Consider the following 13,900-nt stretch of genomic DNA (forward strand, 5'->3'; position numbering starts at 1 on the left):
TTCCTCGCATTGAGCGGGCTGACAGCCGCTCACGCAATGCCGTCGGGCCAGGCGACCCCGTTCAGGATCTGATCGACCTCATGCACCGTTTCGGCCGTCATCACCGCCCTTTTGGCGGCAAGCCGCGGCCCTTCAATGGCCGCAGCACGATTGTTGAAGGCGCGGGCCTTTTCGAGAACGACAGCGGCGACATCGCCAAGGGTTTCGGCGGGCTGTCCGTCGGCAAGGCGTCGGGTCGTGCCCACCTCGGCGCTCAGATAGGGGTACTTGTCCGACGACGTCAGGGTGCTGTCAGCCTCATCAATGGAGCTGGCCTCGGCAGCCTTGCCATCATAGACCATAGCCATGCCGCTTCCGCCGGTGATGATCTTCAAGCGGTGATTTTCCGCGGCCGCGTCGAGGCGCTGAATGGCCAGCGTGCGATACGTTTCGAGGTCGATGACACCGGGGGCACCATTCGTCGGCATGGGATCGGGCCATGCAATCTCCTTGGCCGCGTAGGCACGCAGAACCGCCGCCGGGATGTCATATGAGGAAGTGAACTGCTCATACTCCGCGGGAACGAGTGTCCCGAGACCGGAAGCTGCCATATGCACGTAGCGGCTGATGTAGGACGATCCTATGGCCGACAGGGCGACCACCGCGAAAAGGAAATCATGGGTCACGCGGCCATCGCTCTGCACGTGAGTGCCAGAGGCGAAATCCCGCTCAACAATGTTTCGAAGAGCCGTAATAAGATCAGGGGTGGGCATCCTATATGTCCTTCTTTCATTAGGCTGTAGGGGAGGGGATAGTGCTGCCCGTGGCGCATCCGGAAGTCAGAACAACTATGCCATATCCTCTCTGCAGAATGATAATTGCGTGAATTCAATTAAAATAAATCATGGTATTGTGTGTATTTTGCTGCTAATAGCCAGTCACGTCAACGAGCAGGATGTTTGTTGAGAAATTCATATCTTTGTATATGTCTGGGACTATTCCTTTTCCCTCTATCGTTCGTTCGTATAGAACATATACTTTTCCTGTTGTCTCTGTTGTTGTCATGAGGATGCCGGCATACCAGAAAAGCTTTGGCTTGGGGTCGGATGGGGGCGATTGCAACTCGCTTTGTTCGTATACAACCTTGGACTGACAAAATGCAGCAATTTTTCTACCCGAAAAATCTGCGATGGAACTCCTGAAGACACCAAGAGGCAGTGACTCCTGGTAGATCAAATCCCGGACAACGAGTGGCTTGTATGCCGAGCTCATGCGCAGCCGACCAGCGGCATCATACACTTCGATTCCGGTGCCACCCGATACTGTCGCCTGGGCCTGGTCGAAGAAGAAGCACTCCAGCGGTTGGCTACTCGTGGTGACGATATCCCAACTCCAGGTCTCCACGGCACCAACGATTTGCGATGACGTGCGCAGGACAGAAAATCCGCTATTCGGTGCATGAACAAACATCAATGGGGTGGAAATGGCCGAGCCGACATATTGGACGGTAGCTTTTCGGATTATTCCAAGCAATCCACCCTTCACAGGATAGGTTTGGTTTGGGATCACTGTCTGCTTTTGGACGAAAGCAAGATTTGAGGCGTTCTCATCAATCTGAACAGTCCCATTGTTCGCGTAGGAGACAAATCCGACGGGCATGGCTCAGTACTCTCCGTAGAAGATCGTTGCATGGGTGTAATCCAGGCTTACGACTTCGCCATCTGGCAGCTGTCTGCTATATATCAAAACTGATCTGTTGGGATTAGTGTCGCCTGAGCCGACAGTCACATCGTGAAATTCTCCATTTGCAACCACTGTCCACCATAATTTTTTGTTTTGATCTTTGTTTACAGTGATTTCCCCATATGACGGAGAGTGAGGTATTTCTTCCTTGGAAAGACGGAGCATCCCTATCTGCCTGGACGTAACAGTATTGGCGTCGAGCAGCGTCGATCCGTCCGGGGCAAAAATCTGCAATCCTTGTGGCATGGTGTCACCATATCCCTAATCGCACCCTCAAGGTGCCGTTACTGTCGAAGACCTGAATTAGGGAGTTGTTGATCTCCATCCTTTGACCCGTCTCAGAGTTTTTGATCACAAGCTGGTTGTTATCCAGATCGAAGTAAGTAAGCCCGTTTGTCGACTGCAACTTGCCAGTCTTGATTGATGCCCCGTCGATCTGGGTCACGCCTGCGGGCTGCCACAGGGGGGGCGTCGTCTGGTTCGGGAGCACCTCGGCCAGCATGCATTGTGTTGCAATACAAGTCGGGTTGCCCTCCCCAATGCCATACATGCGCAGGGCAAAGACAACTTTTGTGCAGTCGGCCGGGACGGTCACGAACCCCTCGGTCCGGCCGAAGGCGTCGATGCGCGTCCCGCCCCAGGCCCCCTGATAGAGGGGGGCGAGCGGAGAACTGCCGATCTGGTTCCCGGCATCGTCATAGAACCAGAGGAACACGGTTGCGGCACAGCGGATGGCCCCGATCCGGGCGCCGTAATAGTAACGGGCGCCGGGGGTGACGGAGTAGCCACCACCCTCCATGCCAGCGTTGACGACCTCGACGAACTGATCCGTGGGGACCGGCGTTGCCGTATTGGCCGCGATGTAGAGGGCATGGCTACCGACCGGGGTCCTGCCCTCCGGATCAACGCCGGAGGTTGCCGTTCCCCCGACAATATTTCCGGACGCCGTGGGCTGGCCCCAGCAGCGCAAACCCCAGGAGCCATCGCTGTTCTGCAGGAGGTTCGGAGAATTCCCGACAGCCAGCTTGTCCGCGGTGATCGCGCCGGTGGAGATCTTGTCGGCCGTGATGGCGTTCGCGGCCAGCTTGCCGGTGGTTATGGAGCCTGCGGCCACATGGTCGGCCGTCACGGCATTGGCCGCGATCTTGTCGGCGGTAATGGCCCCGGCCTTGATCTTGCCGGTGCTGATGGCGTTGTCGACGATCAGTGTTTCGCCAACGGCGCGCCGGAAGACAGCATTGCACCAGTAGGCATCCGATGGGAGCGGCTCTCCCGCATCAACCATCAGGATAAAACGTAGGGATTTGATGTCGGACGGTACGGTCCACTGGCCCTCAAGGAAAACCCACTGATTGGTCGCGTAGGTGTGGCACGGCCAGGCGTAATAGGCGACGGACCCGTCTCCGCGCCGGGCTTCGATGTATATGCCCGCCGGACCAGCATTCGTGTTCCAGACATGGGCCGCGACGTAGTAGGTCTCGCCCTCGACGACCGGGATAACCTTGTCCCAGGAAAGGGATCTGGCGCGTGTGCGTATCCTTGTCGGGGAGACCGGGTCCGAGGGGGTGCTTTCAATAGAGAAGGAGGCGCCGCTGGCCGTCCAGCCATCCATGCTAAGCTGGTCATTAAGGGAGAACCGCGGATTGGTGATGATGTTGCTGGCGTCGGCAATCGCCAGCCGGCTTGTCGTGATAGCCCCGGCAGCCAGCTTGTCGGCGGTGATGGCGCCCGCAGCGATCTTGTTTGCGGTTACGGCGTTGGCGGCAATTTTGTCTGCGGTTACAGTACCAGCCGTAATCTTGTCGGCCGTAATGGCATTGGCCGCGATCTTATCGGCGGTTATGGCATTGGCTGCAATCTTGTCAGTGGTTACAGCACCGTCGACAATCATCGAGGCGTTAGCCGCTCGGCGCATAACTACGTTGGACCATAGAACGTCGGGCCGGTTCCCATACTCACGTTCAGTCTGTAGGTCCAAACGTATGAAGAAAACACCGTCCGGAACAGTAAACCGGGCCTCTAGCAGCGCCCACTGGTTTTTTGTATTTGTGCCAACGATGTATGCGTATCCGAGAACGGAATTTTGTGGTGTGCGCTGCTCGATAACGATGTTTGCACTGGCGGCTTGGTCCGTGTTGTATACGTGGGCAGCGATATAGTACGCCTCACCCGGCAATACCGGTATATGCTTGGCCCAAAAAACATCACGGGAACGACCGATGATCCGTGTGCGCGCAACCGGATCGCTACTGGCCTGTTCTACCGTGTCAAAAGGACCTACCAGCCAGCCCTCAGTGCTTGGTTGCCCATTCACCTCAAAGCGCGGGTTCGTGATGATATTGCTGGTATCCGCAACTACCAGCGCCTTGGCAGTTACCGAATTTGCAGCGATCTGGTCCGCCCCGACGGCACCGGCGGCGATCTTTGCAGCGGTTATGGCATTGGCTGCAATCTTGTCAGCGGTTACAGCGTTAGCTGCCAATTCATCGGTGGTTACCGAATTTGTACTCAAGTGCAACGCTGTAACCGAATTTGCAGCGATTTGGTCTGCACCAACAGCGCCAGCGGCGATTTTGCCAGCCGTAATGGCATTGGCCGACAGCTTATCCGTGGTTACGGCATTGGCTGCAATCTTGTCGGCGCTGACCGCACCGTCGACGATGAGGGAGCCGCTGGCTGCCCGTCGCCAGACAATGTGGGTCCAGTAAGTATTATTGTAAGTCCCCTCAAGCCCGTGCCCGTTGTTTATGATAAGGCGTAGATACATGACATCGGCAGGTACCGTGTATTGTGCCTCCAACAGCACCCACTGGTTTTTGAGGTCTGTGCTGGCAAGCGTTGGATAGCCAACCGGGAATTTTGTACCATTCAACGTTTCTACCAGCAGGCGCGCGGGGGCTGGATCTTCCTGGAACGCATAGGCGGAAAAGTAATAGGTCTCCCCTGCACTCACAGGCACGTATGCGCCCCAATACGCTTCGGCATTGGTGCCAACCAACCTGAATGCGGAGATACCGGCCCCCGGATAGTAATCAGCACGGGCATCGCCGTTCAGTTCCCATCCCTCGGTACTCAGCCGGCCATTCACCTCAAAGCGCGGGTTCGTGATGATATTGCTGGTATCCGCGATGGCGATGGATTTTGCCGTAATGGCATTGGCCGCGATCTGGTCCGCCCCGACGGCACCGGCGGCGATCTTTCCGGCTGTAATGGCGTTGGCCGCCACCTTGTCGGCCGTGACCGCGCCGGCCGCGATCGTCTCTGCCACGACCGCGTTGGCCGCCAGCTTCGGTGTGGAAACGGCACCGTCAGCAAGCTGCGTCCGGGTAATCTGCCCCGCCAGGTCGGCAGTATCGACGTCCAGCGTGTAGCCGCTGTTGTCGGCCTTCTTGCGGTAAAGCTGGCCCTGATAGACCACCAGGGCGGGAGAAGAGGCCGTCGCCTGCAGGGAGGTCACGGCAATCGGGACGACCATGTCGGTCGCCAGCTGGTCGGCTTTGATCTTGCCGACGAGATTGGCGGTATCGACCTCCAGCGTGTAGCCGCTGTTGTCGGCCTTTTTGCGGTACAGCTGGCCCTGATAGACCACCAGGGCGGGAGAAGAGGCCGTCGCCTGCAGGGAGGTCACGGCAATCGGGACGACCATGTCGGTCGCCAGCTGGTCGGCTTTGATCCTGCCGACGAGATTGGCAGTATCGACCTCCAGCGTATAACCGCTGTTGTCAGGCTTCTTGCGGTACAGCTGGCCCTGGTGGACCACCAGGGCGGGGGATGATGCGCTCACCGCCGTGGGCACCTGTGCCACGACGATAGGCGGGGCGATGTCCGACGCCAGTTTCGCCGCACCGACCGCCGCATCGGCAATATCCGCGGCGGCGATCAGCGGCAGCATGTGCGGCCCGGTGGAAAGCCAGGGGCCGTAATTGCCGCTGGTATCGACGTAGCGTGCCGAGAAATACTGCGCCGAACCGGGCGCCAGCCCGGTCACCGGGATAAAGCTGGCCGCCACGGCGCCGGTCGGCGCCACGGTCACCCGGGGCAGCGCGACATCCGTCGCACCGGCAGAAGGCGAGCCGTCCGCATTCGGCGGGGTGCTGTTCCGGACCAGCTGAAGAAAGCTGTAGTCCAGCCCGACCAGGCCAGCGGGCGCCAGGACCGAAACATAGGCCGCCGACGGGGAGAGCGCCACGGAGATTGAGCCGGGGGCCGCCGGGGCCACCGTGTCCTTCCCCGTGGTGAAGGTCAGCGTGTTGCTGTAGGCGCTGCGGTTGCCGTTGGTATCGACGGCCAGAACCTTGGCGTTGATCGCCGTGTTGGCGGCATAGGTCCGCGGGATACGGAACTTCACCGCGGTGTCTTCGCCCTTGGGGACGGGGTAATAGTCCCACTGGCTGTCGGCCAACAGCTTGACGGCCACCTCATAGCTGTCCAGGTCGGCGTCGGCGGGCGCTGACCAGCGCAGGGTGACGGCGGTGCTGCCGTCCGCATGGGGAACGCTGCCGGCGGCAAGGTTGCCCGGGATGCCCGGCGGAACCGTATCGACCGTGGACCCGACAACAACCGACAGCTGGCCGGACATGTTCAGCCCGTCCGTCCCGAAGATGTCGTAATGGGCCGCGCGGACGTAATAGGTGCCGCCGGGCTTCGGCACGATGATCAGGCCACCGCCATCACCATCATAGACGAGATTGGCCGCTCCGGGCGCAAAGCCGTCCTCAGCGGAAATCCAGACCTGTGTGCCGGCGTAATCCGCTTCGGTCGGGCGGGCATAGGCGACGGAGATGGCCCCGGCCCGGGAGTCGACCGCCAGACCGGCCGGGGCCGCCGGGGCCGGGTTGGTCAGGGTTGCCGTCGCCGGGTCTCCGACCGGGTCTCCGGTCGCGTCCAGCAGCTGCACGGACAGGGTCAGGCTGCGCGCCAGCGCCACGCCCGCGGCGGCGGCATCGGCCACGTAGCGGTCATAGGCATAGGCGAACCGGGCTTCGGTCACGGTCTGTGTGCTCAGAACCGTGGTTCCGTGCAATACCTGCACCTGGAAGCCGCCGAAATAGGCGGAGTCGGTGGCAAGGGTGCTGTCCCAGACGGCGATCAGATCCGGCGTCGTCCAGGCTCCGCCCTCGGGGCGGACATTCGTGGCTGCCCCGGCGGGTTCAACCCCGACCGTGACCTCCGCCTCCACCGTGGGCGACCGCCGGCCGTCGGCGCTTTCAGCCCAGAGCCGGCCCAGCCAGGGGCCCTGCGCCACCGCGGTCAGGCGGAAGCCGGTCGGCGTGTCCGGCGTGACCGTGCGCCAGTCCCCGGCCGGGCTTTTCAGCTGCAGCACATAACGATCCACCCGCCTGTCATCCAGATGCAGCGGATTCCAGCGTCCGTCCAGCCGGGTGACCCAGGCGCCGCCCTGCATGACCAGATCGGTCGAGAGGGTGAAGCCGGTCGGGGCCGGCAGCCGGTCGATGACGATGCCCGGATCGAAGGGCGGGATGATCCCGGCGTCGGCCTGATGGATCTCGGGGGCCAGATCCACCAGCTCCAGCTTCGCCGTCAGGTCGGCGCCGGGGTAGATGCCTTTCACCAGCAGCGGCACCGTCACGCGCCCGGCCTCGCCGAAGGCGAACAGGTCCCCCTCCTTCACCGCCGCCGGCAGGGCCGACGTCAGCTGCAGCCGCGTGGCCTCTCCTGGCACCGTGGTCAGCGGCACCTCGGTCACACCCAGCGTATGGCGGATACGCAAGGCATAGCGCTTGCCCTCCTCCATCGGGCAGGCCTCGTCCGCCTCGATCGACAGCCGGTCGGCCCCGATGCCCGTGATGCGGCCGGAACTCAGGCCGACCAGCATGACGTCGTGCTGTACATCCACCCGGTCGCCCCGGCGGACGATGAGGGACTCCACGTCCTGGTTCAGCTCGTAGATGCTGGGGCGCAGGCGCAGCTGGGCCAGATGATAGCGGCCGGCCTTGTGGACCTGGTCGGCATTGGTGAGGCCGGGCAGATCCAGCACCTCGTACAGGGTGGCGTTGGCCTCGCTGTAGCCGTCGTCGAACACCAGACGTTCGGCGGTCTTGTAGTCGGCCTTCTCATCGGCGAAACGGCAGCGCAGGGCGTGCGGAATGTCCGCAAAGAGTCGTGTGAACTTGAAGCCCCAGCTGTTGCGCGGCGTGATCACGGTGACCGGCACGTCCTGCGGCACGTCACGGACCACGCTGTATTTGGCGTCACGGACCTGGAACTGGGCCCGGCCGACGGCGGCGATCTGCTTCAGCCGCTCGAAGACCGTCCCGGCACCGTCCAGAACGGCATCGTAGGTGTAGCCGGCCGCGGCACAGGCTTCATGCCAGGCCGCCAGGGTCGGCCAGTCGATCTTGTGGTCGGCGGCAGGACGCAGATTGGCGGGGCCGCGCGCCACCCACAGGAACAGGCTTGCCGGATTCCGGGTCGGACGCTCCACCCAGGTGCCGGTGGCCGCATCGTAATCCGGGCAGATCCGGGTCGCGATCAGGTTGAAGTTGGACACGGTGCCATTGATCTGGCCCGACGCGCGGATGCGCATGGCCACCAGGGCATGGGGCACACGTGTCTTCAGCGGCGCCTCGTTCAGCACGGCGCGCGCCGCGGCCCAGACCATGCTGTCGCTGTATTTGCTGTTGCCGTCATGGTCGATCAGACGGCGCACCCGGACCTGGTATTTGCCGCGGGCCACGGCCACGCGGGTGCCGCGACGCAGCAGACTGTTGTCCGTTTCGGCATAGACGCGCAGCACGCCGGGCGAAAAGGAGTCATCCGTGGGAAATGCCGTCCAGTTCTCCGTCCCGACCGGGGCGTACTGGCATTCCACCGCAGCTTCCGTCGGTTTGCGGTTGCCACCCCCAGTGGTCCTCCACACACCGGTCGGGAAGATGAAATCCAGGCTCAGCTCGTCCGCATCCTGATCGATGGCGCGGGTAATCCAGCCGTCCTTCTGGCGCAATACGCCTTGCGGCAGGCCGACGCCCTGGCCAAGCTCCTCCACCGTTCCGGGGAACAGGGCGATGGGCGCATCGCCGGGAAAACCCTGGCGGATCTCCAGTTCCACATCGCTGTAGTCGGACAGCGGTGTGTCGCCCAGACGCATGCTGGCCCGGTCGATCTCCAGCGGCCCCGGACCCAGATCGAACAGGATGCGCACGTACTGATCTTCGCCCACGACCTCCGTATAGGGCTTCGCCGCGTATCGGGGCGCCCAGCGGTGGCGTCCCAGCGGCACCGGCACCAACCCATAGGGGCTGGCAGCATTGTTGGCGTCGATGCTGTAGCGTTTCTCCATCTGGTCCGCCGACAGTTTAGGCGGCGGGATCAGCATGTTCAGCGCCATCATGCCGACGCTCGAGACGGCAGCCGTCGTGAGAGCCGTGGCCGTGGCCACACTGGTCCCCAGCGGCGCCGCAAGCTGGGCGCCATAGACCTGCCCCGTCCAGACTGAAATGGCCACGATCACTAACGTCGCTACGATGCGGAGCGCGTTCTTGCCCCCCTGGCCGCCACCACCGGCCGGCAACGCGCGCACGGATAGCAGCTGGCCCGGACGGGGCAGCACCTCGGCCCAGCGCGCACGGGGGACACACCAGTCGTCCAGCCAGACCGTGGCATCGCAGGCCTGCCGCAGCAGGCCCTGGCCGGTCAGAATCTCCAGTACGGAGCCGCCGGCAGGCACTTCGGCGCGGACCAGATCGGAGGCAAAGGGTTTCGCCGCCGCCGATAACCGGATCGGCAGCGCGTTCTGGGTGTCAGCCATCAGAGTAGATCCCGGTGACGGTAGATTGCGATAAGGGTGGCGGCATCGCGGCCGCCGCGGATGGGCGCGACCGCGGCATCCACCCGCTCTTCGGTGTGCAGCATGCTGTCCGGGGCGACGACGATGCCCACATGGCAGGGCCAGCGCAGCCGGCGCATCAGCACCACATCGCCCGGCTGTTCCAGCGTCTGCCAGATCAGCGGGTCGCGCAGGCTGGGGCGGTGGGCGATACGCACCCAGGGGGCACCGCTATGGGCCTCCACCGCCCTGGCCATGGCCGCCCGGTCTGTTGCTTCGGCGGGCGTGTCCTCGGCATAGTCGGGCACATTGATCCCGAACTGCCGGCGCAGCACCAGGGCGACCAGCCCCCAGCAGTCATAAGCTTCGGGCCCGCGCCCCCCGTGACGGTAGGGCAATCCCACATAGGCCCCGCACCAGCCCGGCAGCATCAGAACACCGCCGGATGGGTGGAGGGCAGGAAGCTGTCGGCCGGAAACGGCTCGGCCAGCAGGCTTTCCCAGGCCAGGGTGCCGGACACCTGCACGGCATCCACGTCGGCCGAGGCCAGGCGGAATTCCAGCGGCCCGGCCTCCAGCACGTCGGGGGCGGACGCCAGCACCACGGAAACGCGGACCGTCGGTGCGGTGGTCAGGGCACGGATGGTTTGCGCCATCTCCCGGCCGACATTGTCGATGCTGAGCTTCACCTCCGGCAGGGAATCGTCGGTATCCGCCGGCAGTTCGATAGTGAAGGGCAGTGCCGTGTAGGTATGGCCGTTGCTGACCGTGTCCACGGCATCGCTGCTGAAGCGCAGGGGGCCGTCGATGATCTGCGGATGCTCGATCTCGATCAGGATCAGAAAGGCGTCGCCGGTTTCCTGGGCGAAGGTGGCGGATCGGAAGCTGGGCGTCGGCATCAGGGCATCTCCTCCAGCTGGATGGTCACGCGGTAATGGTCAGGCCCGATCTGTTCCCATTCCGGCGGCTGATTGGCCACGAACCGGTAGTCCGCTGCCGCGCCGGTGACAGGATGGCGGGCGCTGAAGCGCAGGGTGCCGCCCGCGGTGGTGACCCGCCAGAACGTCTCCAGCGTCTGCCATTGGGCGGTATCGAGAACGAAGGAGCGGCTCGACGATTGGGTGGCGGCCGTGAAACGGCGCCGCTGCTTGGCCGGGCCGGCCTCCATGGCGGTGCGCAGACCCGTGGTGCCGAAACGGCCGGTCGTCCCCAGCAGGGGATAGACCGGCAGGGTGGACGGCCAGGACAAGGGGGCCATGATTCAGCTCCGGCGGATGGGGGAACGGGACAGGCCGTAATTCGACTGCATGTCGCGGTCGGCACGGCCACTGTTGAAGCGTTTGGTGACGGCCCGGTCGGCGATCTGCTCGACTATGATTTCCAGCTGGCGCGAGCCGTCGGCCCCCGTGCGTTCCTCCGCCTGCGTGTGGACGCCGGGTGCGTTGTTGTTGACGACGACCTGAAGTCCTCCCCCTGCGCCCGCGCTGGCGGCGCTGCTGTAGGACGGGGCCTGCAGCGCATGGTTCGGGATGATGCTGCCGCTCGTGCCGGGCAGGAACAGTTCCGGTCCCCGTTCGCCGACCAGATAGGCGCTGCCGGCCGACACGGGGCCGCCACCGGCCCGCGCGCCGCCGAAGCCCGTCAGGGTCGGCAGACCGGCACTGGGAAACAGGGAATTGATCAGGGGATTGAGGATCGCCATCTTCATCATGGAGGCGGCGATATCTGCCGCGGCATTCAGGGCCGTCGTCCTCAAGGCCTTGAACGCATTCTCGCCCTTGGCCAGGGCGTTCACGAAGGCGTCACCCACGCCCGACAGTGAGTCGGTCAGCTTCTTGTTGAGTTCTTTGGTGCCGTCATATTGCGACTCGATGGATTCTTTCGCTTTGTTGTAAGAATCCTCGCCGCTGTATTGGACAATGGCTTCCTTGTTATCTTCAAGCTCTTTGAGTTCTCTCTTCCTCTTGTCCTCGGGACTGCCGAATTCGTTGCCGATTTTCTTCACATAGTCGTTCGGTTCTCCGCCGGCCTTGCCTCCATTCGCCGTTCCGTCGGACCCGGAGCCCTTGCCGAGGGCCCCTTTCAGCTTTTCCGCGGCCTCGCCCAGGCTGTTCAGCGCCTTGGTGCCGGTGTCCTTGAAGGCCGCAACGGCCTGGACCAGCTCTTCGATGTTGGGCGGGACCTGGGCGGAGGTCGCGTCTGTATCTGCCATCATGTCACCTCATCTTGCCGTCTCTGCACGATTGCCGGCTGGCGGAGGCATGGCCGGCCCATCCGGGCCGGCCATGGGGATCACGCCACCCCCCGCTGCTCCAGCCGGTGACGGAACCGGTTGAAACGGTCACGGCGCAGCATGGCCGCCGCGTCCGGGTCGCCCCGGCTCAGCCGCCATTCGAAAAGAGCGGCGGCGAACTCATGGTGGGTGGCATCCCAGAAGGTCCGGGGCGGCTGGGCCAGAACACCGGCCCAGATGCCCAGCAGGCGGCGGTAGGGAAACGGCTCTACGCCGCTCCCGCCGCCGCCATCGCTTCCCCCGCGGAATCCTCCCGCGGCGGCTGGCCGCCGGTCAGCATGTTGGCCAGCAGCTGGGATGCCGGATGGATACAGGCGGCAAGGCCGGTCTGGACCACCAGCGTTCCCACCTCGTCGCGCGACAGCTCCGTCCCGGCTCCCTTCAGACCGGCCCAGATGATTGCGGCCATCTGGCTGGTCCGCAGGGTTGCCGCCCCTTTGGCCAGGATTGCGGAGGCCAGATCGGTGACGCCGCAGCCGAGCGCCTCCTCCAGCTCCACCATGGCCCCGAAACTGGGGCGCATGGTGTAGGGCCGGCCCGCCAGGGTGAGACTCACCTCACCCGCATGGGGGTTCGCCATGGGCTGGCTCCTCAGCCCGCCGACGGCGTCAGCCGGGTCAGGGCGGCCGCGGGGGTCAGGGCCAGCGTGTAGGACGTGACGTCCAGCGTCGGCGCGGTGATCTTCAGGCTGGACACATAGAAGCCGCCCTTGTAGCCGTTGCCCGCGGCATCGAACAGGATCTGGCAGTCATACGGGGAGCGGGCGGCCCAGGCCGCTTCGAGCTTGTCCAGCTGGGCCCGGCTGCCGCGCAGCTTGCCGGAGCAGTTGACGACACCGCTGACGGAGACCGGCACATTGGTGACCCAGCCGCCGCTGTCCTTGGCGGTGGTTTCGATCATCTTGGCCGAACCATCGAAGCTGGTGTCGGTCTGCCCTTCCAGGGTGGTGTAGCCGGTGGCGCCGGTGGCGGTGTTGCCGATCTGCAGAAGGCACTCGGTACCCTTGACCTCAACGGCCATGGTCTTCTCCTGACTGTGGTGGATGTGGGGAAAGGTCCGACGCTCAGGCTACGGCCTGGGCGTCGGTTTCGCTGGTGGCATAGCGGACGCTGTATTCCAGCCGCTTGGCGGCCGTGGCGTCGCCGATGTCGACGTCCTCCGGCGGAGGGGCCGTGCGCACCAGGGAAACCTGCTGTACGAGGCCGTCCAGGCCGCCGATGGCGGCGATGGCGGCCTCCACCTCGGCACAGAGCGTGTCGAGGCTGTCCTCGGCCCCGCGGTCGTCACCGCGCGCGGCACATTCGACGACCAGGGTGAGGGTGCGGAGATGGCGTCCGGCCTTGTCGGCCGGCACCGCCGTTTCGGTGTCGGTGTACAGGGCGATGCCGGGCAGCTGCCCGGCCGTATGGTCCCACGGGGTCCGCTTGGCCGGATAGATCCGGTTGCCGGACGTGGGAAGCCCGGTCAGATCCGCGACCAGCCGGTCGCGGATCTGCTGTCGAACATGGGGCATGGGGTGCTTCACTCCAGGCAGGGGTCGCCGTGCCGGTCCGCCCTGGGCGGACCGGTGTGCTGTGTCTTGGACGGCGGGGCCGTCCGCGGGACATCAGGGCTGTTGACGAAAGCCAGAACGAAAAAGGGCCTGCCCCGGAGTCCGGTGCAGGCCCTTCTGTTTCGTCGTACCGTTCATCGCTGCGCCGCCACAGGGCGGACGATGGGCGATGTTGAGGTGATCCTGCCAGCGTCCCGCCCGGGCGTCAAGGACTATTTTCTTTAAATCGGACCTTATTCAGGTCTGTCCGGGAAAATAATCCCTGAAGCCGGCTTCCTGACAGGCAGAGTCTGGGAGGAGGCCGGCTGTTTTTCTACAAAAAATAGTATTTTTTGCTGTCTCTGCTGCATTCTGGTTTCGGATCGTGGCGGCCCGACCTGTCCGGCTGATCGGGATCGCGCGGGATAAGGATGCAAGGGCGCATGGGTGTGCGTGGTCCGGCCGCAGTTCCCGTCGGCACTGCTGTCCCGTGCCGGGCGGAAGGCCGCCGTGTCCTGGTCGTGCCCCGGTCATTATGAACCGGTATTGAACTGCGACACGCTGTCTCG

Annotated in this window: 11 protein-coding genes; all 11 read right to left on the bottom strand. The window is 63.7% G+C overall.

The features are described 5' to 3' along the window. Positions 1-29: 29 nt before the first annotated feature. The gene (locus DK368_RS07040) at positions 30-752 is read right to left on the bottom strand and encodes a hypothetical protein (RefSeq protein WP_155524505.1); all 723 of its coding nucleotides are present in this window, start codon (positions 750-752) and stop codon (positions 30-32) included. A gap of 154 nt (positions 753-906) precedes the next feature. Then, a complete protein-coding gene (locus DK368_RS21305) occupies positions 907-1,638 on the bottom strand; it encodes a hypothetical protein (protein ID WP_155524506.1) in 732 nt (243 codons plus the stop codon). A gap of 3 nt (positions 1,639-1,641) precedes the next feature. Continuing rightward, entirely contained in the window at positions 1,642-1,968 is a 327-nt protein-coding gene (locus tag DK368_RS21310; RefSeq protein WP_155524507.1) for a hypothetical protein, read from the bottom strand. Positions 1,969-1,972: 4 nt separating this feature from the next. Beyond that, entirely contained in the window at positions 1,973-9,490 is a 7,518-nt protein-coding gene (locus DK368_RS07045; RefSeq protein WP_114393230.1) for a host specificity factor TipJ family phage tail protein, read from the bottom strand. Then, entirely contained in the window at positions 9,490-9,939 is a 450-nt protein-coding gene (locus tag DK368_RS07050; protein ID WP_114393231.1) for a C40 family peptidase, read from the bottom strand. Before DK368_RS07050 ends, DK368_RS07045 begins: the two co-directional genes overlap by 1 nt. Next, positions 9,939-10,406 carry a DUF1833 family protein gene (locus tag DK368_RS07055; protein ID WP_114393232.1) on the bottom strand — a complete coding sequence of 156 codons (468 nt, stop codon included), beginning with the start codon at positions 10,404-10,406 and terminating at the stop codon, positions 9,939-9,941. The genes DK368_RS07050 and DK368_RS07055 overlap by 1 nt, the downstream gene beginning before the upstream one ends. Continuing rightward, positions 10,406-10,765 (bottom strand): hypothetical protein, encoded by a 360-nt coding sequence (locus DK368_RS07060; RefSeq protein WP_114393233.1) that lies wholly within the window; start codon positions 10,763-10,765, stop codon positions 10,406-10,408. The genes DK368_RS07055 and DK368_RS07060 overlap by 1 nt, the downstream gene beginning before the upstream one ends. A gap of 3 nt (positions 10,766-10,768) precedes the next feature. Next, positions 10,769-11,722 (bottom strand): hypothetical protein, encoded by a 954-nt coding sequence (locus tag DK368_RS07065; RefSeq protein ID WP_114393234.1) that lies wholly within the window; start codon positions 11,720-11,722, stop codon positions 10,769-10,771. Positions 11,723-12,008: 286 nt separating this feature from the next. Continuing rightward, positions 12,009-12,380: a gene transfer agent family protein gene (locus tag DK368_RS07070; RefSeq protein WP_114393235.1), complete on the bottom strand. Its 372-nt coding sequence runs from the start codon at positions 12,378-12,380 to the stop codon at positions 12,009-12,011. 11 nt (positions 12,381-12,391) lie between these two features. Next, positions 12,392-12,820 carry a phage tail tube protein gene (locus DK368_RS07075; protein ID WP_114393236.1) on the bottom strand — a complete coding sequence of 143 codons (429 nt, stop codon included), beginning with the start codon at positions 12,818-12,820 and terminating at the stop codon, positions 12,392-12,394. Between the two features lie 43 nt (positions 12,821-12,863). Further along, on the bottom strand, positions 12,864-13,313 hold the full coding sequence (locus DK368_RS07080; RefSeq protein ID WP_114393237.1) for a hypothetical protein: 450 nt from the start codon (positions 13,311-13,313) through the stop codon (positions 12,864-12,866). Positions 13,314-13,900: the final 587 nt, after the last annotated feature.

The sequence above is a fragment of the Oleisolibacter albus genome, from assembly GCF_003336875.1.
GTDB lineage: Bacteria > Pseudomonadota > Alphaproteobacteria > Azospirillales > Azospirillaceae > Niveispirillum > Niveispirillum album.